The following is a 21,318-nucleotide window of genomic DNA, read 5'->3' on the forward strand; positions in this document are numbered from 1 at the left end:
CGCCCTGTGGTGCTGCGGGGGGCGCTGCTCACAGCGAACGCTGCTTGCACTCTCGGGGGTCGAGTGCTAACCATTGGACTTAGCACTCTCCGGTGGAGAGTGACAGAATCACCACGGCCGTCCGGTGAGGGCCGTCGCACGCGGGACAAGACCGCGGGTGACGTGCCCGTCCGTCGCGGGCACCCTCGGCCGACCCGAACCCAGTGAAGGATCACAGCCCCATGGCCAAGATCATTGCCTTCAACGAGGAGGCCCGCCGCGGCATCGAGCGGGGACTCAACATCCTCGCCGACACCGTCAAGGTCACTCTCGGCCCGAAGGGCCGCAACGTCGTCCTGGACAAGAAGTGGGGCGCCCCCACGATCACCAACGACGGCGTCTCCATCGCCAAGGAGATCGACCTCGAGGACCCCTTCGAGAAGATCGGTGCGGAGCTCGTCAAGGAGGTCGCCAAGAAGACCGACGACGTCGCCGGCGACGGCACCACCACCGCCACCGTGCTCGCCCAGGCGCTCGTGCGCGAGGGCCTGCGCAACGTCGCGGCCGGCGCCAACCCGATCGCCCTGAAGAAGGGCATCGAGAAGGCCGTCGAGGCCGTCACCGCCGCCCTGCTCGCGCAGGCCAAGGAGGTCGAGACCAAGGAGCAGATCGCCGCCACGGCCGCGATCTCCGCCGGCGACCAGGCGATCGGCGACCTCATCGCCGAGGCGCTCGACAAGGTCGGCAAGGAAGGCGTCATCACCGTCGAGGAGTCCAGCGCGCTGGGCCTCGAGCTGGAGCTGACCGAGGGCATGCGCTTCGACAAGGGCTTCCTGTCGGCGTACTTCGTCACCGACCCGGAGCGCCAGGAGGCCGTCCTCGAGGACGCCTACGTGCTGCTCGTCGAGTCGAAGATCTCCAACGTCAAGGACCTGCTGCCGCTGCTGGAGAAGGTCATCCAGGCCGGCAAGCCGCTGTTCATCGTCGCGGAGGACGTCGAGGGCGAGGCCCTGGCCACGCTCGTCGTCAACAAGATCCGTGGCCTGTTCAAGTCGGTCGCCGTCAAGGCCCCCGGCTTCGGCGACCGCCGCAAGGCGATGCTGCAGGACATGGCCATCCTCACCGGCGGCCAGGTCGTCTCCGAGACCGTCGGTCTCAAGCTCGACACGGTGGGCCTCGAGGTCCTCGGCACGGCGCGCAAGATCGTCGTCACCAAGGACGAGACCACCATCGTCGAGGGCTCCGGCGACGCCGCCCAGATCCAGGGCCGCGTCTCGCAGATCCGTGCCGAGATCGAGAACTCCGACTCGGACTACGACCGCGAGAAGCTCCAGGAGCGCCTCGCCAAGCTCGCTGGTGGCGTCGCCGTCATCAAGGCGGGCGCGGCCACCGAGGTCGAGCTCAAGGAGCGCAAGCACCGCATCGAGGACGCCGTGCGCAACGCCAAGGCGGCCGTCGAGGAGGGCATCGTCGCCGGTGGCGGCGTGGCGCTCATCCAGGCCGGCAAGACCGCGTTCGAGGGCCTCAAGCTCGAGGGCGACGAGGCGACCGGTGCGCAGATCGTGAAGCTCGCGATCGAGGCTCCGCTCAAGCAGATCGCGATCAACGCCGGTCTCGAGGGTGGCGTCGTCGTCGAGAAGGTGCGCAACCTCCCCGTGGGTCACGGCCTCAACGCCGCGACCAACACGTACGAGGACCTGCTCGCCGCGGGCGTCAACGACCCGGTGAAGGTCACGCGCTCCGCCCTGCAGAACGCGGCGTCCATCGCTGCGCTGTTCCTCACCACCGAGGCCGTCGTGGCCGACAAGCCGGAGCGCAACAACGCGCCCTCCGGTGGCGGTGGCGGCGAGGACTTCGGCGGCGGGTTCTGATCCGCAGCTGAACCGCTGAGCACCATCCAGCACGGCCGAACGGGCCGGTCACCTCCGGGTGGCCGGCCCGTTCTGCTGCCCCGCGGTCGTCGGCCCAGGTGTGTCACAGGGGTGACGGTGGCGTGACGCCGATGCCCGACATGGCACCATCTGCACGTGCGCGACCGGATCGGCGCGCGTGTACCGGAGGAGTGTCACAGTGCCCCAGCCCGCCCGCGCGACGGTCCGTATCGCGCTGCCCGTCGTGCTCGCGGTGCTCGCGTGCGTCGCGTGCAGCCCCGACGAGCCGCCGACGCCGGTGGACTCCCGGACCCCGAGCGCGGGCCCGAGCGCGACGACCGCCGGCACGGACCCGGTCACGGCGGAGGTCGTGCTCAAGGGCGACCGGGTGACGCTCGAGGTCGGTCCGGTCGTGGTCACCGACGACATCGGCATGCTGCGGATCGCCGGCCCCAAGGACGCGTCGCTGCAGACCGGGCTCTGGGACGTGTTCGTGTCCCTGAGCCCGGGCGCGAACGGCGTGCGGCTCGTCGACCTGAGCGAGGGGACCGTCTCGCTGCCCGCGCGTACCGAGAGCGACGCCGTGTTCGCCTCGTGGGTCATGTCCGTGGGCGGCCCCGCGACGGACACCGCGGCCGAGGCGGCGGGAGAACAGACCGAGGTGCTGTACGTGGCGTTCGCCGCGCCGAGCACGTCGACGGTCGACGTGCTCCTGCCCGGCGGCGCGGGCCTCGTCGAGGGGGTGCCCGTGGCCGACGCCGGGGACGCCGGGGTGCTCACGATCCCGACCTCCGAGATCCGCGAGGAGCCCGTGGCGACGGCACCCGTGGTGCGGCTCGACTCCTACACCGAGCAGGTCGGCGGCCAGGTGCGCACCCGCACCACGTCGCAGACGGTCACGGTGGCCATCGGCTCGGACGTGCTCTTCGGAGTCGACTCCGCGGACCTCGGAGCGCAGGCCGACGCCGCGCTGACGGCGGCCGCGCAGCAGGTCGGTGCGTACGACGGTGGGGCGCTCGCGGTCGTCGGGCACACCGACGACGTCGCGGACGACGCGTACAACCAGGGCCTCTCGGAGCGTCGTGCGCAGGCCGTCGCGGCACGCCTCGGGGAGCTCGCCGACCTGGCGGGGTTCGACGTGTCGGTGCAGGGCCGTGGGGAGAGCGAACCGACGGCGACCGGGACCTCGGACGAGGCCCGGGCGGCCAACCGGCGCGTCGAGCTGGTGCTGACGACCCAGGGCGAGGTCGCGGAGGTGACCGAGCCCTCTGCCGGAGCGCTGCCGGAGACGACCGGACCCACCGCGGCCGGGCAGGGCGCCGTGACCATCGACTCGGGGAACGACGTGCCGGTCGACGTGCGGGTGCGGGAGGTCCGTCGCGTGGGCAGGTACCTCGTCGGGAGCCTGGAGGTCAGCAACACCGCCGGGGCGGCGAAGGCCGACGGCACCCTCTTCTCGACCGGTGCGTGGGACGCGCGAGGCTCGTTCGACGCGGGCCTGCAGCAGGCCGCCACGAACGTCACGCTGCTGCGCGGGGACCTGCGGCTCTACCCGGTCGACTACCTCACGGGCGAGGACCGCCGGGACCCGTTGGCCGACCGCATCATCGACGCTCCCGAGCCGGGTGACAGCATCCTGGTGACTGTGCTGTGGCCCGACCCGGGGACGGACACCGTCGTGGTGGACGCCCCGACGCGGTCGAAGCAGATCACGCAGTCCACGGCCGTGGACATGGGCGCGCGGCCGTTCCGGATCACCGACGTCCCGGTCACCGAGGGTCGGTAGCGCTCACTGGCGGTAGCTGGCCAGGAAGTTGCCCATGCGTTCCACGGCCTCGGCCAGGACCCGGGCCTCCGGGAGCGTGACGATCCGCAGGTGGTCGGGCGTGGGCCAGTTGAAGCCCGTGCCCTGGACCAGCAGGATGTGCTCGCTGACCAGCAGGTCGTAGACCAGTCGGGCGTCGTCGCGGATCTCGTGCACCTCGGGGTCGAGCCGCGGGAACAGGTACAGGGCGCCGTCGGGGCGGACGCAGTCGATGCCGGGGATCGACGTCAGTCCGCGCCAGGCCACGTCCCGCTGTTCGTGCAGCCGGCCGCCCGGGGCGATCAGGGCGTCGATGCTCTGGATGCCGCCGAGGGCCGCCTGGACCGCGTGCTGCGCGGGGACGTTCGGGCACAGGCGGGTGGAGGCCAGCAGGGTGATGCCCTCGAGGAAGCCGGTCGCGTGCTCTCGGGGGCCGGTGACGACGAGCCAGCCGGAGCGGTAGCCGGCCACGCGGTACGTCTTGGACAGGCCGTTGAACGTGAGGCACAGCAGGTCGGGTGCCACGGTCGCCATGGGGATGTGCTGGGCGCCGTCGAAGAGGATGCGGTCGTAGATCTCGTCGGCGAGCAGCAGGAGGCTGTGCTCGCGGGCGATCGCCGCGATGCCCTCGAGCACCTCGCGCGAGTAGACCGCGCCCGTGGGGTTGTTCGGGTTGATGATCACGATGGCCTTGGTCCGCGGCGTGACCAGTGACCGAATGTGCTCCAGGTCGGGCTCCCAGCCGGCGGACTCGTCGCAGCGGTAGTGCACCGGCACGCCGTCCGACAGCGACGTCATCGCGGTCCACAGGGGGTAGTCGGGGGAGGGGATGAGCACCTCGTCGCCCTCGTCGAGCAGCGCCTGCATCACCATCGTGATGAGCTCGGAGACGCCGTTGCCCAGGTAGACGTCGTCAACGTCGATCTCCGGGAAGCCGGGCTCGGTCTCGTACCGGGTGACCACCGCGCGGCGGGCGGAGAGGATTCCGCGCGAGTCGGTGTAGCCGTGGGCGTGGGGGATGGCGGCGATGACGTCGCGGACGATCTGGTGGGGGGCCTCGAACCCGAACGCGGCGGGGTTGCCGGTGTTGAGCCGCAGGATCGTGTGGCCCTCGGCCTCGAGCCGGACGACCTCGTCCAGGGCGGACCCGCGGATCTCGTAGAGCACGTTCTTGAGCTTCGACGACTGGTCCAGCGGGCGCAGGTGCGGCATCCGTCGAGCGTATCGCCGGCCCGTGACTCAACCGGGACCGGTCCGAAACAGACCGTTTACGGGGGCTCGTCGCTGCTGGAAACACCCCGTCCCTAGGTTCGTCACCCATGGGCACAGGGATGTATACAGCGCGGGACACAGCGCGGTGTCACGCACTGTCCGGGGCCCGGGTCCGGCACTGCCCCTCAGCTTCTTCAGCGAAAGGCATCGTCCGTTGAACACACAGTCCAGATTCCGCACGCGCGCTCTCGCTCTCCCGGCGGCCGCCCTGGTCGTCGCCCTCGGCGTCGCCGGCTGTGGCGCCCGCACCTCCGACGATCCCGGAGCCGACAGCTCGGCGTCGTCGGCCTCGTGCGTCGACACGTCCGGCGACACCGTCAAGATCGGCTTCCTCAACTCGCTGTCCGGCACCATGGCCATCTCCGAGCAGACCGTCCGAGACTCGCTCGACCTGGCCGCCGAGGAGATCAACGCCGACGGCGGGGTCCTGGGCAAGCAGCTCGAGATCGTGGCGGAGGACGGCGCCTCGGAGCCGACGGTGTTCGCGGAGAAGGCCGAGAAGCTCATCTCCTCCGACTGCGTCGCCGCGGTGTTCGGCGGCTGGACGTCCTCGTCGCGCAAGGCCATGCTCCCCGTCTTCGAGGCCAAGGACTCGCTGCTGTTCTACCCGGTCCAGTACGAGGGCCTGGAGGCGTCGCCCAACATCTTCTACACGGGCGCGACGACCAACCAGCAGATCCTGCCCGGCATGGACTACCTCAAGGAGCAGGGCAAGTCGAAGATCTTCCTGGTCGGCTCCGACTACGTGTTCCCGCGGACGGCCAACAAGGAGATCATCGCGTGGGCCGGCGCCAACGACGTCGAGATCGTCGGTGAGGAGTACGCCCCGCTCGGGCACACCGACTTCGCGACCATCGTGAACAAGCTCAAGGGCTCCGGCGCGGACGCGGTGTTCAACACCCTCAACGGTGACTCCAACGTCGCGTTCTTCAAGGAGTACAAGAACGTCGGCCTGGCCGCGGACACGCTCCCCGTGGTCTCGGTGTCCATCGCCGAGGAGGAGGTCGGTGGCATCGGCATCGACAACGTCGTGGGCCAGCTCACCGCGTGGAACTACTACCAGACGGTGGACAGCCCCGAGAACACCACGTTCGTCGAGGCGTTCAAGGCCAAGTTCGGCGACGAGCGCGTCACGTCCGACCCGATGGAGGCGGCGTACACGTCGCTCTACCTCTGGAAGGGCATGGTCGAGAAGGCCGAGTCGTTCGAGGTCGGGGCCATCCAGGAGGCGGCCGGCGGGGTCACCTTCGACGCCCCCGAGGGCACGGTCACGGTGAACGGCGACAACCACCACATCGCCAAGACCGCGCTCATCGGCAAGATCGGCCCCGACGGGCTCATCTACACCGAGTGGTCGTCGGACGGCCCCATCGAGCCGGACCCGTTCCTCGAGGGCTACGACTGGGCCGAGGGCCTGTCCTGACCCACCCCTGACGCGGTGGCCCGGCGGCCCTCTGTGACGCCGGGCCACCGCCCCTCGCACGGACAGGAAGGCGGGTCCGGATGGATGCCCTCGTCTCACAGCTCTTCGCGGGCCTCAGCCTCGGGTCGGTGCTGCTGCTCGCGGCGCTCGGCCTGGCGCTGACGTTCGGCCAGATGGGCGTCATCAACATGGCGCACGGCGAGTTCATGATGGCCGGCGCGTACACCGCGTTCGTGGTGCAGAAGGTGATCGCCGACGCGGGGGTGTCCCTGCTGGTCTCGCTGGTGATCGGGTTCCTCGTCGGCGGCGTGCTCGGGCTGATCCTCGAGATCACGCTCATCTCGCGCATGTACACCCGGCCCCTGGACACCCTGCTCGTCACGTTCGGCGTCGCGCTGGTGCTCCAGCAGCTGGCGCGGGACGTGTTCGGCGCCCCCAACGTGGACGTCCGCGCACCGGCCTGGCTGTCGGGTGCGGTGCCGATCCTCGGCGTCGGGATCCCGCGGACCCGGCTCTTCATCCTGGCGCTCGCGATCCTCTGCGTGGTGGCCCTCGCGCTGCTGCTCAAGCTCAGCCGGCTCGGCCGGCGCATCCGGGCCACCGTGCAGAACCGCGACCTGGCCGAGACGTCGGGGATCTCGACGCGGGCCACCGACCGGCTGACCTTCTTCATCGGGTCCGGCGTGGCCGGGGTCGCGGGCGTGGCGCTCACCCTGCTCGGGTCGGTCGGTCCGACCGTGGGCACCAACTACATCGTCGACGCCTTCCTCGTGGTCGTGGTCGGCGGCATCGGCCAGCTCAAGGGCGCGGTGATCGCGGCGTTCGGCCTCGGGCTGCTCTCGGCGGGCTTCGAGTATTCGACGACCGCCAGTCTGGCCAAGGTGCTGCTGTTCGTCGTCATCGTCGCGTTCCTGCAGGTCAGGCCCCAGGGCCTCGTCTCGGTGCGCACGCGGAGCCTGGCATGAGCCCCCGCATCCGGGTCTGGGGTGGTCTCGTGATCGCCGCCGTGGTGCTCTTCGGCGTCGCCCCGGCCCTGCTCTCGGACTTCCGGCTCAACCTGCTGGCCAAGTTCTGCTGCCTCGCCATGGTCGCCGTCGGCATCGGACTGGCCTGGGGTCGCGGCGGGATGCTCGTGCTCGGCCAGGGTGTGTTCTTCGGCCTCGGCGGCTACCTCATGGCCATGCACCTGAAGCTGTCCGACGCCGGCCCCGGCGGGGTGCCCGACTTCATGCTCCTGTACGGCGACGGCACCGTGCCGGGGTGGTGGGAGCCGTTCCGCGACCCCGTCGTCACCATCCTCGCGATCCTGGTCCTGCCCGCGTTCGTGGCCACCCTGCTGGGCCTCGCGGTGTTCAAGCGGCGGGTCCGCGGCGCCTACTTCGCGATCCTGTCGCAGGCGCTCGCGGCGGCGTTCGCCATCCTGCTGGTGGGCCAGCAGAAGGTCACCGGCGGCACCAACGGGCTCAACGGGTTCCAGTCGTTCTTCGGGTTCACGCTGGCCGACCCGGTGAACAAGCGGATGCTCTACTTCATCGCCGCGGGCGTGCTGCTCGCGATGGTGGCGATCGTGCGGCTGGTGATGAACTCCCGCTACGGCGAACTGCTCGTGGCGGTGCGCGACCAGGAGAACCGCGTCCGGTTCCTCGGTTACGACCCCGCGCTGGTCAAGGTGGTGGCGTACGCGATCGCCGCCTGCTTCGCGGCCATCGGCGGGGCGCTGTTCACGCCGATCGTCGGGATCATCTCGCCCGCCGACGTCGGCGTCGTGCCCTCGATCGGATTCCTGGTCGGGGTCGCGATCGGCGGGCGGGCCACCCTGCTCGGTCCGGTGCTGGGTGCGATCGGCGTCTCCTGGGCCGAGACCTCCCTGTCCGAGTCGTTCCCGTCGTTCTGGATCTACTTCCAGGGCGCGCTGTTCATCCTCGTCGTGGCGTTCCTGCCGAACGGGCTCGCGACGATCGGCCGCCTGTTCCGCCGCCGCGCGAAGGAGCCGGAGCCTGCTCCGGTCCCCGAACCCGCCGCCCTCGAACCCACCGGGACACCCTCATGAGCGACGAGACGCCCCTCACCGTGTCGCTGGACCCCGAGGCCCTCGAGCAGGTGATCGCCGCCGACGAGTCCCGGTTCCGGCACGACTACCTCGAGATCCGCGGCCTGCGCGTGGTGTTCGACGGGTTCGTCGCCGTGGCGGGCGTCGACCTCACCGTGACGCAGGGGGACCTGCGGTTCCTCATCGGCCCGAACGGGGCCGGCAAGACCACGATCGTCGACGCCATCACGGGGCTGGCGCCGGCGACCGGGTCCGTCCGGTTCGGGGGTGTGGAGCTCGTCGGCAGGCCGTCGCACAGGGTCGCGCGCGCCGGGGTGGGCCGGACGTTCCAGACGGCCAGCGTCTTCGACGAGCTCACCGTGCTGCAGAACCTCGACATCGCGGCGGGGTCGTCGCGGAAGGCTCGGGTCATGCTGCGGCGACGGACCGGGATCCCCGAGGCCGTCGAGGCTGCGCTCGAGACGGTGGGGCTGACGCACCAGCGCGACCAGCCGGCGGGAGTGCTCGCGCACGGGCAGAAGCAGTGGCTGGAGATCGGGATGCTCCTGGTGCAGGACGCGCGGCTGCTGCTGCTCGACGAGCCCGTCGCGGGGATGAGCCAGGCCGAGCGTGAGGAGACCGGGCTGCTGCTCCAGCGGATAGGGGCGCAGCGCACGGTGGTCGTGGTCGAGCACGACATGGAGTTCCTGCGCAGCTTCGCCTCGTCGGTGACGGTGCTCCATCAGGGGTCGGTGCTCAGCGAGGGGACGGTGGCGCAGGTGCAGGCGGACCCGAAGGTGGTCGAGGTGTACCTGGGTCGGGGCGCGGGCGCACGAGGAACGGGGGCCTCCGATGCTTGAGCTCACCGGGGTGCACGTCGGGTACGGACGCACGTCTGTGGTGCACGGCGTCGACATCGCCGTGGCCGACGGCGGCGTGACCGCGATCATGGGCCACAACGGTGCCGGCAAGACGACCCTGCTGCGGGCGGCCGTCGGCCTGCTGCCGGTGCGCAGCGGGCGCATCACGCTGTTCGGCGAGGACGTGTCGAAGCTCCGTCCGCATCAGCGGGTCCGCCGAGGGCTGGCCTACGTGCCGCAGGGCCAGCAGTCGTTCGGGCAGCTCACCGCACGGGAGAACCTCCAGCTGGTCGCGGACGGCGCCGGGTCGGCAGGGGCGGCCCGCATGGACGACGCGCTGGACCTGTTCCCCGCGCTCCGCGAGCTGCTCGGCCGGCGTGCCGGGCTCCTGTCCGGTGGCCAGCGGCAGCAGCTCGCCATCGCCCGCGCGCTGCTCACCGGCCCGCGTGTCCTGATCCTCGACGAGCCCACCGAGGGCATCCAGCCGTCCGTCGTGCAGGAGATCGAGGACGCCATCGGCACCCTGACCCGGACCGGCGGCCTGTCCGTGCTGCTGGTCGAGCAGCACGTCGGGTTCGCCCTGGCGGCGGCCGGGCAGTACTACGTGCTGGAGTCCGGACGCGTGACGCGCTCGGGGGCGGGCGGGGCCGACCAGGAGGCCGACGTGCGGGCGGCGATGGCCCTGTGAGCGTCGGTGCGGTGACGTTCGAGGTCTACGCTTCGTGACCATGAGCACGGAGGATCCCCGCTCGTTGCGGGACGTGGTCTACCAGCAGCTGCGCGACGAGATCCTCAACGGACGAGTCTCGCCGCGGGAGCGGCTGACGGAGCCCAAGCTCGGCAAGCAGTTCGACGTCTCGCGCACCCCGGTGCGGGAGGCGCTGTCGCGGCTGCTGTCCGACGGGCTCGTGGAGCGCACCGACTTCGGGTACGCCGTCGTCGTGCCCAGCCTGGAGGACCTGCGCAACCTGTACGAGCTGCGGATCACCCTCGAGCTGCGCGGGATCGCCCGGGCGATCGAGAACCCGCAGGTCCGGCACGACGAGGAGCTGCTGCGCACCGAGCGGGAGAAGTGGGCCGCGCTGCGCGACGCCCCGCCCGAGCCGGACGCCAGCTTCGTGCTCTTCGACGAGGGGTTCCACCAGGTGCTCTCCCGGTCGTCGGGGAACACCCAGCTCACCGGCGCCCTGGTCACCGTGAACCAGAAGATCCGCGCGGTGCGCATGCACGACTTCGTGGAGCCCGACCGCATCACCGCGACCATCGACGAGCACCTCGAGATCCTCACCCTGGTGCTCGCCCGTGAGCTGCCGTCGGCCCTGACCGCCCTGCACAAGCACGTGGGGGAGTCGCTCGAGGTCGTCATGCAGCGCGCGACCCAGTCGATGACCCGGATGGCACTCGCGGGCTGACGGCCCGCCGCTGGTCGCCGGCGCACGGCAACGTCCGAGCATGTGGCTGCCGTGGCGCGCGCTTCCTCGGACGTCATGATCGCCACCGCGGCGACGTCCGAGCATCGGGTCGCCGGAGCGCGCACTTCCTCGGACGTCGTGCCCAGCGCCCTCGCGAGCAGGCGTAACGCACCGTTTACCCGGGGGCGTGGGGTGGGAAACACGGCCTCCGTAGCGTGCCGGATACCGGGGTGTATACATCCCGCGCCGAGCCCCCACCGGGCTCGGACCGACCGCCCCCGGGGGACGCCGTGTTCGACACCCTGCTCGTGGCCAACCGCGGCGAGATCGCCGTCCGCATCCTGCGCAGCGCGCGCGAGCTCGGCCTCAAGACGGTGGCGGTCTACTCGGACGCCGACGCGGCCGCCCCGCACGTGCGGCTGGCGGACGTGGCCGTGCGCCTGGGACCGGCTGCGGCGGGCGAGAGCTACCTGCGGCCCGAGCTCGTCCTGCACGCGGCGGCGGAGAGCGGTGCCGGCGCGATCCACCCCGGGTACGGGTTCCTGTCCGAGAACGCGCAGTTCGCGCGCGAGGTCGAGGCGGCCGGTCTCGCGTTCGTCGGGCCGACACCCGCGCAGCTGTCGGTGTTCGGCGACAAGCACCAGGCGCGCGAGGCGGCGAAGGCGGCGGGCGTGCCACTCGTCGCGGGCAGCGGCCTGCTGGCCTCGGTCGAGGAGGCGCTCGCGGCCGCGTCCGTCGTCGGCTATCCCGTCATGGTCAAGGCCGTCGGCGGTGGCGGCGGGATCGGCATGCAGGCGTGTGCCGACGCCGACCAGCTGGTGGCCGCGTTCGACCGGGTGCAGCGGCTGGCGGCGGCGAGCTTCGGCAGCGCCGGGGTGTTCCTGGAGCGGTTCGTGTCCCGCGCCCGGCACCTGGAGGTGCAGGTGTTCGGCGACGGGGCGGGGCGCGTGATCAGCCTGGGCGACCGGGACTGCTCGTTGCAGCGGCGCAACCAGAAGGTGGTGGAGGAGGCGCCGGCGCCGGCCCTGTCCGACGACGTGCGCGCGATGCTGCACGAGTCGGCCCGCGCGCTGACGGCGTCCGTGGCGTACCGGTCGGCGGGCACGGTCGAGTACGTGTACGACGTGGACCGCGGCGAGGCGTCGTTCCTCGAGGTCAACACGCGGCTCCAGGTCGAGCACCCGGTGACCGAGGCCGTGACCCGCGTCGACCTGGTGGCGTGGATGCTCCAGCTGGCCCAGGGCGACCCGTCGTTCCTCGACGACGTCCCCGACGAGGGTCCGGCGATCCTCGGTCACGCCGTCGAGGTCCGCGTCTACGCCGAGGACCCGCGCAAGGACTACCAGCCGAGCGCCGGGCTGCTCACGAAGGTCGTGTATCCCGACGACCCGTCGGTGCGCATCGACGCGTGGGCCGAGACCGGGCAGCAGGTGACCAGCCACTACGACCCGATGCTGGCCAAGGTGATCGTGCACGCGGCGGACCGGCCGGCGGCGTTCGCGGCGTCGGCCCGCGCGCTCGCGGCCACCCGGTTCACCGGGGTGCAGACGAACCTGCCGCTGCTGCGCGAGGCGGTCCGGCAGCCCGACGTGCTGGCGGCGGGGCACACCACGGGCACCCTCACGGGGGTCACCGACGACGAGCCGTACATCGACGTGATCCGGCCCGGCGTGATGACGACCGTGCAGGACTGGCCGGGTCGGCTCGGGTTCTGGGACGTCGGCATCTCGCCGTCGGGGCCGATGGACGACCTCTCGTTCCGGCTGGGCAACCGCGCGCTGGGCAACCCCGAGGGCGCGCCCGGGCTGGAGTGCACCCTGACCGGACCGCGGCTGCGGTTCAGCCACGAGACCGTCGTGTGCGTGACCGGGGCGCCGGCACCGGTCACGGTGGACGGCGCCGCGGTGCCGCAGTGGGAGCCCGTCACGATCCCCGCGGGGGCCGTGCTCGACGTCGGGGCCCCGTTCGACGCCGGTCTGCGCACCTACGTCCTGCTGCGCGGTGGGCTGGACGTGCCGCTCTACCTGGGCTCGGCGTCGACCTTCTCGATGGGGGGCTTCGGCGGGTACACCGGCCGCGCGCTCGTCGTCGGCGACACCCTGGTGCCGGGCGTTCCCGACGGACCCGACCCGGTGGCCGTGCCGGAGGAGCTCCGCCCGCAGCTGGTGCACGAGTGGGAGGTCGCGGTCCAGGAGGGGCCGCAGCCGGCGCCGTCCTACTTCACGCCCGCGGACATGGAGATGTTCTACGAGGCCACCTGGCAGGTCCAGACGCACGCCAACCGCACGGGCATCCGGCTGACCGGCCCGAAGCCGCAGTGGGCGCGACCCGACGGCGGCGAGGCCGGCCTGCACCCGTCGAACCTGCACGACAACCCGTACTCGGTGGGCGCCCTGAACGTCTCCGGCGACACCCCCATCCTGCTCGGCCCGGACGGCCCGAGCCTCGGCGGGTTCGCCTGCCCGCTGACCGTGGTGGTGGGACACCGCTGGAAGATGGGCCAGATCCGACCCGGCGACACCGTGCGGCTGCTTCCCGTGCCCGACGCCACCGCGGACGCGCTGCGCACCGACGACGCCCTGCGCGCGTCCGCGCACCTGGGCCCGGACGTGCTCACCGGCCCCGACGGCGACGACGGCGTCCTTGCGCGGGTCGCGGGCACGCCCGACGTCGTCTACCTGCGCGGCGGCGACGACAACGTGCTCGTCGAGTACGGCCCGATGGTGCTCGACCTGGGCCTGCGGATGCGCGTGCACGCCCTGGGTGAGGCGTTGCAGGGCACCCCGGGCGTCATCGACATCACCCCCGGCGTCCGCAGCCTGCACGTGCACGTGGACCCCGCGGTGCTCGGCGTGCGCGCGCTGGTGGACGTGCTGGTCGGGCTCGAGGCGTCGCTGCCCGCCACGGAGGACCTCGTCGTGCCGAGCCGGCGCATCCACCTGCCGCTGTCGTTCGACGACCCGGTGATCGCCGAGGCGGTCGCCCGCTACCAGGCAGGGGTCCGCCCGGAGGCCCCGTGGCTGCCCTCGAACATCGAGTTCGTCCGCCGCATCAACGGCCTGCCGTCCACCGACGACGTGTTCGACACGATGATGGCCGCCGAGTACCTGGTGCTCGGCCTCGGCGACGTCTACCTCGGCGCCCCGCTGGCCGTCCCGCTGGACCCGCGGCACCGCCTGATGACCACCAAGTACAACCCGGCCCGCACGTGGACCGCCGCTGACACGGTGGGACTCGGCGGTCAGTACCTGTGCGTCTACGGCATGGACTCGCCCGGCGGGTACCAGCTGGTGGGCCGCACCGTGCCCATCTGGTCCGGGCACCGCCAGCGCGGGGTCTTCGAACCCGGCAAGCCCTGGCTGCTCCGGTTCTTCGACCGGGTGGTCTGGCACCCGGTCGCGGCCGACCAGCTGCTCACCCAGCGCGAGGCGTTCGCTGCCGGGCGCCTGGACGTCGAGGTGGAGCACGGCACGTTCTCCTACCGCGAGCACCTGGAGCTCCTGGCGGAGCACGCCGACGACATCGCCGAGTTCCAGGCGCGCCAGGCGGCCGCCTTCGCCGACGAGCGCGCGGCCTGGGAGCTGGCGGGAGAGTTCGACGCCCCGGCCGAGGAACCCGCGCACGCGGGCGACCTGGGTGCCGGACCCGGCGAGATCGAGCTCCTCGACGGCTGCGTGCTGGTCGAGGCGCCCATGGTCGGCAGCGTCTGGCGGATCGAGGCGCAGGCCGGCGAGCAGGTCAAGGAGGGCGACCTGATCGTCGCGCTCGAGGCCATGAAGCTCGAGCTCGGCGTGACCGCGCCCGCCGACGGGACCGTGCTCAAGGTCCTCGTCGCACCGGGGCAGCACGTCGCGCCCGGCGCGCCGCTCGCGATCTTGGCGGTGGGTGCGTGACGGGGACGACGATGGGCGGCGTGACGACCGGGACGCGGGTGCCGGCTGCTGTCGGGGTGGCCGAGGCGCGCGTCCGCGCCGCCTACGCCCGGATCGCCGAGGTCGACCGTCCGGAGGTCTGGATCGCTCTCCTCCCGGAGCAGGTGGCGCTCGACGCTGCCCGGGCGGTCGATGCCCGCCGCGCAGCCGGCGCCGTGCTGCCGCTCGCGGGGCGCACGGTGGCGGTGAAGGACAACATCGACGTCGCCGGGGTCCCGACGACCGCCGCGTGCCCGTCCTACGCCACGGGGCCCGCGACCGTCACCGCTCCCGCGATCCAGGCGCTGGTCGACGCGGGTGCCGTCGTGCTCGGCAAGACCAACCTCGACCAGTTCGCCACCGGGCTCGTCGGGGTCCGCAGCCCGTACGGCGCCGTCCGGCACGCGACCCTTCCCGAGCGCGTGTCCGGGGGATCCAGCTCCGGGTCGGCCGTCGCCGTGGCGCTCGGCATCGCCGACATCGGGATCGGCACCGACACCGCCGGGTCCGGTCGCGTCCCGGCCGCGTTCGGCGGGCTGGTGGGCATCAAGAGCACCCTCGGCCTGGTGCCGACCACGGGCGTCGTCCCGGCATGCCGGAACTACGACGTGGTCACCACCTTCACGCGGGACCTGGAGCTCGGCGTCCTGGCCACCCGGACGATGACCGGCGCCGACCCGCTCGACCCGGTGCGCCGCCCGTGGCCGACCGACGTGCGGCTGGGACTGCGCTCCGCGCCGGTGGTGGCGGTCCCGCGCGACACGGACCTGGCATCGCTCTCGGCCGGCTGGCGGGCCGCGTTCGATGCCGCCGTGCAGGCCGTCCGCGCGGTCGGTGCGCAGGTCAGGACCGTGGACATCTCGGGGATGCTCGCCGCCGCGCGGCTGCTCTACGACGGCGCGATCGTCGCGGAGCGGTACGAGGCCGTCGGGGCGTTCCTCGCCGACGCGCCCGACGCCGACCCCACCGTACGGTCGATCATCCTGGCCGGCCGCGACACCCCCGCCCACGCCTACGTCACCGACCGGGCACGGCTGGCGGCCGCCAAGGTGGAGGCCGCCGCGGTGCTGGACGGCTGCGACCTGCTCCTGCTGCCGACCACCACCGAGCACCCGACGATCGCCGCCGTGCAGGCCGACCCGGTGGCCATCAACCGACGCCTCGGCACCTATACCAACTTCGTCAACCTCCTCGACATGGCGGCGGTCGCGATCCCTGCCGGGACGGCCGACGGGGGACCGTTCGGGATCACGCTGGTGTCGCGCGCGTTCGACGACCAGCTCGCCCTCGACCTCGCGGCGCGGATGCTGGGCGTCGGGAGCGCGCTGCTCGTCGAGGACGGCGTCGAGGTCCTGGTGGTCGGCGCCCACCTGCGCGGCCAGCCCCTGAACCGGGAGCTGGAGGAGCTCGGCGCCCGGTTCGGCCGGGCCGTCCGGACGTCCGACGCGTACCGCCTGGTCGCCCTCGACACCCAGCCCCGCAAGCCCGGCCTGCTGCGCGTGGGACCCGGCGCGGGTGCGCCGATCGCCGGGGAGGTGTGGCGGCTCTCGGCGGGCGCGCTCGGCCGCCTGCTCGCCGGGCTGCCCTCGCCGATGATGCTCGGCCAGGTCGAGCTCGAGGACGGGTCCTGGGTGGTCGGCTTCGGCTGCACCGCGGAGGCGGGCACCGCCGGGTCCGACATCACGGCGACCGGCGGCTGGGTGGAGGCCCTGCGGCAGGGCCTCTGAGCACCCGTGCGCTACGGGTGCCGACCGCGGTCCCGAGCGGGCACGCGGAGCCCCGACGCACGCAGGCGCCGGATCAGCTCCTTGGCGCTCACCAGCTCGGCGCCGAGCGCCACCAGCTCCTCGATCCGCTGGTCCGGCACGTCGTAGTGGTCGAGGTCGAACCCCCGGGGCGGGATCCCGGCCCGGGCCGCGAACGCGTGCAGCTCCTCCAGCGACGAGTCGCTGACCAGGTGCCCCCAGAGCATGCCGTGGTTCGGCCACATCGGGGGGTCCACCAGCACGGTCACGGCCCGAGCGTAGGCACGAGGGTGCCGTCCTCACACGCTGAACAGGCGGGATGCCTGCGACTCGGCCTCCGCGTAGGTGCGCGCGGCCGACTGCATGGCGGCCACGATCTGCTCCAGCGACGCGTCGAGCCGCGCCTCCGTGGCCGACCAGTCCGTCAGCACGCCGGCGAAGGCGGTCGCGGCCGCGCCCCGCCACGAGCCCTGAAGGTCGGCGAGCTGCCGGTGCATCGCGGCGACCTCGCTGCGGATCGTGCCCGCGCGCGCCTGCACGCTCGCCGCAGCCGTCGCGACCTGTGCACTGTCGACCTCGTACCTGCTCATGGGACCTCCGTCGTCCGGGCCGGGCGATCCCCGGCGCTGGTCGAGGACGCTACGAGGACCGCGAGCGGGGCGGTCGGCGACGAGCGACGTCCGTGGAGGCGCGCGCACCCCGGCGGGCTGTGGGCGGCTCGATGACGCACGAGCGCCGCAGGCGGGAGCGCGGGTGCGGAGGAAGCGGGTGCAGACGGTCGCCCCGCGGTCCGTCCCCGGTCGGGGCGCCGCTGCACCCCGACCCGGGACCGACCAGCTCTCAGTCACACATCCGCAGCCCGACCAAGGACCAGCAGAACGAGGCACGCGAGAGCGCTCCCACAATGTACACGTCACGACGCCTCGACGAGCCCCGGACGGCGCCGCGCTCAGGCGGTCAGGTGCGCGCGGCGGTCGAGTCCTCGGCCGTGTGCTCGGGCCGGTCGGTGCCGCGCTCGGCGGCGGCCGTCGCCGCGGCGGCGTCGATCGCGCGGAGCTCCTTCTCCAGCCGCTGGAGCTCGCCGGAGAGGTTCTGCCGCGCGGGCTCCTCCCAGGCCGACCCCAGCGGGCTGACGAACAAGGAGGGGCGGGCGAGCAGCTTGTGCAGGATGCGGACCCGCGCGCGCAGGTAGTCCTCGACCGGCAGGTGCGAGTACTCGGCGCGGATGTCCTGCACGTAGGCCTTGTACTTCTGGGGCTCGGTGGCGAGCATCGCCAGGTCGGCGTCGCAGAGCACGGCGCAGTCGAAGTCCGACGGGTTGGGCGCGTGCCGGACCAGGGCGACGACGAGGTCGTGCACGCGCTGGGCGCGGGCCTCGGGCACACCCAGGGCCAGCAGCTCGTCGAAGGCGAGCCGGGCGCTGGCGATCTCGTCCTCGCCGCCGCGGTTGGCGTAGGCCTTGCGGTCGGCGGCGTCGAAGATGGCGCCGTGGTACCAGGCAGCCAGGCGCACGACGTCGGGCTGGTGGGTCTCCTCGACCAGCTCGTCGACGCGGATGAGCACGTCGACCAGGTGCTTCAGGTTGTGGAACGACCGCCCGGGCGAGCCCCACCGGTCCACCAGGGCCTGGCCGGCATCGCGGATCTGCTCGGTGGGGGCGGTGGCACCGGCCCCGACGGCACTGCGCACGTACGCGGACAACAACCACTGCGGTGCGTCATGGACGCCCATGAATCAGCCTTCGTCCGACGGTAGGAACCCGCCATGGTAGCCCTCAGGACTGTGACTCGTGGGCCGGAGCGGGGAGGGTGACGCGGACCGTCGTCCCGCCTCCGGGTGTCCGCGACAGGTGCACCGACCCGGCGTGCGCCTCGACGATCGCGGCGACGATGGCCATGCCCAGCCCCGCGCCCCCGGAGTCGCGCCCGCGGCTGGCGTCGACCCGGTAGAAGCGCTCGAACACGCGCGCCGCGTGCTCCGGGTCGATGCCGGGCCCGTGGTCGCGCACCTCCAGGGCGCCCTCGCCGTTCGGCAGCATCCCGACCGCGATCTCGACCGGGGTACCGGGCGGGGTGTGCTGGACGGTGTTGCCGACGAGGTTGGCCAGCACCTGACGCAGCCGCGACTCCTCGCCGACGACGACGCACGGCCCGCCCGCGGCCCCGTCGACCAGCGGGACCAGCCGCGTCGAGCGGGACGGGTCGAGGGCGTGCAGGTCGCTGACCGCGTCCGCGGCGAGCACGGTGAGGTCCACGGGGCCGGTGCGCAGGGGGCGGCCCTCGTCGAGCCGGGCGAGCGCGAGCAGGTCCTCGACCAGCGCGCCCATGCGGGTGGCCGACTGCTCGATGCGGCGCAGGGTGTCGTCCACCTGGTCGGTCGTGGTCAGGGCACCCATCCGGTAGAGCTCGCCGTAGCCGCGGATGGTGGCCAGCGGGGTCCGCAGCTCGTGGGAGGCGTCGGCGACGAACCGGCGCATCCGGGCCTCCGACGCGGACTGCGCCCCGAAGGCCTGCTCGATCTGCGCGAGCATCCCGTTCAGGGCGGCGCTGAGCCGGCCCACCTCGGTGTGCTCCGGCCCCGACGGCACCCGCTGCGTGAGGTCGCCCGCGGCGATCGCGGCGGCGGTCGTCTCGATCTCTCGCAGCGGCTTGAGCGAACGACGGACCGCCCACGCGCCCGCCACCGCGCCCAGGAGCACGATGCCCAGCCCGCTGAGCAGCAGCACGAGCGTCATCCGGCGCACCGTGTGCTGGATGTCCCCCAGGGGGAGCGCGATCACCGCGGTGCCGACCGTCCCGTCACGCATCGGGAAGTTGTAGGCCACCACCCGCCACTGCGAGCCCGGCTGCGTGGAGGAGACCGTGAACGGGTCGCCGTGGCGGGCGGTCGCCTGGTCGACGCTCATCGACGGCACGTTCGGTGTGCCGTACTGCTCGCGGGTGGTCTCCGAGAGGATCGGCAGCTCGTCGTCGTCGACCGCGTACCGCAGGTAGTAGTCGCTCGGCGTGTAGAAAGGGTTGCCGGTGATGTCGAGCTGACTCAGGCGCTGCGTCGCCACCTGGGTGCCCTCGGTCTGGAGCTTGGTGTCCACCTGGTCGACGAGCGTCCCCTCGAGGAGCGTCGCGCTGGTGGCCCCCGCGAGCGCCAGCCCGAACGCGAGCAGGACCGTGACGATGCCGACCAGGCGGGTGACCAGGGGGACGCCCGCCCAGCGGTCGCGAAGCGCGTCCAGGGGGCGTGGAGCCGGTGCGGCCTCGGCGGACAGGGGAGGCGCGGTCGTCGTGTCCGTGCTCACGTCGACTCGCGCAGCAGGTAGCCCACGCCGCGCTTGGTGTGGATGAGCGGGGGCAGCCGGGACCCGTCCGGCCCGTCGATCTGGTCCACCTTCCGGCGCAGGTAGGAGATGTAGGACTCGACGATGTTGGCGTCGCCGCCCCAGTCGTACTGCCAGACGTGGTCGAGGATCTGCGACTTCGACAGCACCCGGCCGGGGTTGAGCATGAGGTAGCGCAGGAGCTTGAACTCCGTGGGGGACAGGTCCACCGTGTGGCCGGCGCGGACCACCTCGTGGGAGTCCTCGTCGAGCTCGAGGTCCGCGTACCGGAGCACGCTGCCGTCGTCGGCGAGACCCGGCCGCGTCCGGCGCAGGACCGCGCGGATGCGGGCGACGACCTCCTCCAGGCTGAACGGCTTGGTCACGTAGTCGTCGCCGCCGACCGTCAGGCCCTGCACCTTGTCCGCCGTGTCGTCGCGGGCGGTGAGGAACAGGACCGGGACGTGCTGGCCCTTCTCGCGCAGCCGTCGGGTGACCGTGAACCCGTCCATGTCGGGGAGCATCACGTCGAGCACCACCAGGTCGGGCTCGACCTCGCGCGCGAGGCGCAGCGCGGAGCCCCCGTCGGCGGCGGCGTACACCTCGAAGCCGGCGAAGCGCAGCGACGTGGCCAGCAGCTCGCGGATGTTCGGCTCGTCGTCGACGACGAGCAGGCGTGCCTCCGGGGTCCCCGGCTGAACAGTGGACATCCTCTGATTCTCCGCCCGGAGCCTGGGAGTTGGCTGGGTGGAATCGGAGACCGGTCGAGTGTGATGACGCGCACGCGTGACAGATTCATCCGGTCGGCAAAGGTGGACGAGCGACCTGGAACCGGACAGATGGGACGCCCGTTCCTTGCAGGATCGGGGTGCCGCGGGGGTACCGTCTCCGCGTGACCCTCCCCTTCTCCGGTGGCCCCCGACCGGTCGTCACCGTCATCCAGAGCTCTCCCGACGTCTCGCTCGACCGCTTCGGCGAGTGGCTCGGCGACGTCGAGCTGCGCATCGTCGCGGCGTTCGCCGGTGAGAGCGTTCCCGCGGTCGACCAGGTGGGCGACGGACTCGTCGTCCTCGGCGGCCACATGTCCGCGCACGACGACGCCACCGCTGCGTGGCTGCCGGAGCTGCGCGCGCTGCTCGCGGACGCCAGCGTCCAGGGCGTCCCGACGCTCGGCATCTGCCTCGGCGCCCAGCTGCTCGCTGCGGCGCGCGGCGGTCGCGTGCAGGTGGCCGCGCCCCCCGGGCGCGAGTCCGGTGTCGTCGACGTGCGCTGGCGGCCCGAGGCCACCGGCGACGCGGTCGTCGGTGCCGTCGCGGCCCTGGCCGACGCCCGGCACTCCACGCCGCAGCCGAGCATGCACGCGGACGCCGTCGTGGACCTGCCCCGCGGTGCGGTGTGGCTGGCGTCGTCGGCCATGTACCCGTACCAGGCCTTCCGCATCGGTTCCGCGTGGGGCGTGCAGTTCCACCCCGAGGCCGGCGCGGACACGCTGCGCGGCTGGGCCGACGGGCACGACGACGTCGACACCGACGCCGTGCTCGCGGCCTACGCCGCCCGCCAGGGCGAGGTCGAGACCGTGGGCCGCACGCTCGCCGAGTCGTTCGCCGCGCACGTGCGCGCGACCGCCCAGGAGCCCGTCTCCGCCTGACCGAGCACGAGAGCGCCCGACCCCTGCACCGGGGTCGGGCGCTCTCGTCGT

At 72.5% G+C, this 21,318-nt stretch carries 17 protein-coding genes; 11 read left to right on the forward strand and 6 right to left on the reverse strand.

Annotated elements, in window-relative coordinates; all coding sequences use genetic code 11:
- The first annotated feature begins 221 nt into the window (after window positions 1-221).
- On the forward strand, window positions 222-1,850 hold the full coding sequence (gene groL, locus ACO06A_RS11380) for a chaperonin GroEL (RefSeq protein ID WP_421732306.1): 1,629 nt from the start codon (window positions 222-224) through the stop codon (window positions 1,848-1,850).
- A gap of 199 nt (window positions 1,851-2,049) precedes the next feature.
- Window positions 2,050-3,636: an OmpA family protein gene (locus tag ACO06A_RS11385; RefSeq protein WP_421732307.1), complete on the forward strand. Its 1,587-nt coding sequence runs from the start codon at window positions 2,050-2,052 to the stop codon at window positions 3,634-3,636.
- 3 nt (window positions 3,637-3,639) lie between these two features.
- On the opposite strand, the gene ACO06A_RS11390 is transcribed toward ACO06A_RS11385, so the two are convergent.
- Window positions 3,640-4,866, reverse strand: coding sequence for a pyridoxal phosphate-dependent aminotransferase (locus ACO06A_RS11390; RefSeq protein WP_421732308.1), 1,227 nt, complete (start codon window positions 4,864-4,866; stop codon window positions 3,640-3,642).
- Between the two features lie 214 nt (window positions 4,867-5,080).
- On the opposite strand from ACO06A_RS11390, the gene urtA reads away from it, so the two are divergent.
- The 8 genes from urtA to atzF all read left to right on the forward strand — a co-directional run bounded on the left by urtA (window position 5,081) and on the right by atzF (window position 16,288).
- Window positions 5,081-6,349 carry an urea ABC transporter substrate-binding protein gene (urtA, locus tag ACO06A_RS11395; protein WP_421732309.1) on the forward strand — a complete coding sequence of 423 codons (1,269 nt, stop codon included), beginning with the start codon at window positions 5,081-5,083 and terminating at the stop codon, window positions 6,347-6,349.
- A gap of 80 nt (window positions 6,350-6,429) precedes the next feature.
- A complete protein-coding gene (urtB, locus tag ACO06A_RS11400; RefSeq protein ID WP_421732310.1) occupies window positions 6,430-7,314 on the forward strand; it encodes an urea ABC transporter permease subunit UrtB in 885 nt (294 codons plus the stop codon).
- Window positions 7,311-8,399, forward strand: coding sequence for an urea ABC transporter permease subunit UrtC (urtC, locus tag ACO06A_RS11405; RefSeq protein WP_421732311.1), 1,089 nt, complete (start codon window positions 7,311-7,313; stop codon window positions 8,397-8,399). The genes urtB and urtC overlap by 4 nt, the downstream gene beginning before the upstream one ends.
- Window positions 8,396-9,238, forward strand: a complete 843-nt coding sequence (urtD, locus tag ACO06A_RS11410; RefSeq protein WP_421732312.1) for an urea ABC transporter ATP-binding protein UrtD — start codon at window positions 8,396-8,398, stop codon at window positions 9,236-9,238. The genes urtC and urtD overlap by 4 nt, the downstream gene beginning before the upstream one ends.
- Complete coding sequence (urtE, locus tag ACO06A_RS11415; RefSeq protein ID WP_421732313.1) at window positions 9,231-9,926, forward strand: urea ABC transporter ATP-binding subunit UrtE; 696 nt, start codon at window positions 9,231-9,233, stop codon at window positions 9,924-9,926. Before urtD ends, urtE begins: the two co-directional genes overlap by 8 nt.
- A 40-nt stretch (window positions 9,927-9,966) precedes the next feature.
- A complete protein-coding gene (locus ACO06A_RS11420) occupies window positions 9,967-10,650 on the forward strand; it encodes a GntR family transcriptional regulator (protein WP_421732314.1) in 684 nt (227 codons plus the stop codon).
- A 290-nt stretch (window positions 10,651-10,940) separates the two neighbouring features.
- Window positions 10,941-14,543, forward strand: coding sequence for an urea carboxylase (gene uca / locus ACO06A_RS11425; RefSeq protein WP_421732315.1), 3,603 nt, complete (start codon window positions 10,941-10,943; stop codon window positions 14,541-14,543).
- On the forward strand, window positions 14,540-16,288 hold the full coding sequence (gene atzF / locus ACO06A_RS11430) for an allophanate hydrolase (protein ID WP_421732316.1): 1,749 nt from the start codon (window positions 14,540-14,542) through the stop codon (window positions 16,286-16,288). Before uca ends, atzF begins: the two co-directional genes overlap by 4 nt.
- Window positions 16,289-16,299: 11 nt before the next feature.
- Here atzF and ACO06A_RS11435 read toward each other — a convergent pair whose 3' ends face one another.
- The 5 genes from ACO06A_RS11435 to ACO06A_RS11455 all read right to left on the reverse strand — a co-directional run bounded on the left by ACO06A_RS11435 (window position 16,300) and on the right by ACO06A_RS11455 (window position 20,329).
- Entirely contained in the window at window positions 16,300-16,575 is a 276-nt protein-coding gene (locus tag ACO06A_RS11435; protein ID WP_421732317.1) for a DUF4031 domain-containing protein, read from the reverse strand.
- A 30-nt stretch (window positions 16,576-16,605) separates the two neighbouring features.
- The gene (locus ACO06A_RS11440; RefSeq protein ID WP_175348851.1) at window positions 16,606-16,896 is read right to left on the reverse strand and encodes a WXG100 family type VII secretion target; all 291 of its coding nucleotides are present in this window, start codon (window positions 16,894-16,896) and stop codon (window positions 16,606-16,608) included.
- Between the two features lie 367 nt (window positions 16,897-17,263).
- A complete protein-coding gene (locus ACO06A_RS11445; RefSeq protein ID WP_421732318.1) occupies window positions 17,264-18,037 on the reverse strand; it encodes a hypothetical protein in 774 nt (257 codons plus the stop codon).
- Window positions 18,038-18,080: 43 nt separating this feature from the next.
- Complete coding sequence (locus tag ACO06A_RS11450) at window positions 18,081-19,601, reverse strand: sensor histidine kinase (protein WP_421732319.1); 1,521 nt, start codon at window positions 19,599-19,601, stop codon at window positions 18,081-18,083.
- Window positions 19,598-20,329 carry a response regulator transcription factor gene (locus tag ACO06A_RS11455; protein ID WP_421732320.1) on the reverse strand — a complete coding sequence of 244 codons (732 nt, stop codon included), beginning with the start codon at window positions 20,327-20,329 and terminating at the stop codon, window positions 19,598-19,600. The genes ACO06A_RS11450 and ACO06A_RS11455 overlap by 4 nt, the downstream gene beginning before the upstream one ends.
- 182 nt (window positions 20,330-20,511) lie before the next feature.
- Here ACO06A_RS11455 and ACO06A_RS11460 point away from each other — a divergent pair, with 182 nt between their 5' ends.
- Window positions 20,512-21,267, forward strand: coding sequence for a type 1 glutamine amidotransferase (locus ACO06A_RS11460; protein WP_421732321.1), 756 nt, complete (start codon window positions 20,512-20,514; stop codon window positions 21,265-21,267).
- Window positions 21,268-21,318 lie beyond the last annotated feature (51 nt).

This window comes from Cellulomonas sp. (genome assembly GCF_965229465.1).
Lineage (GTDB): Bacteria > Actinomycetota > Actinomycetes > Actinomycetales > Cellulomonadaceae > Cellulomonas.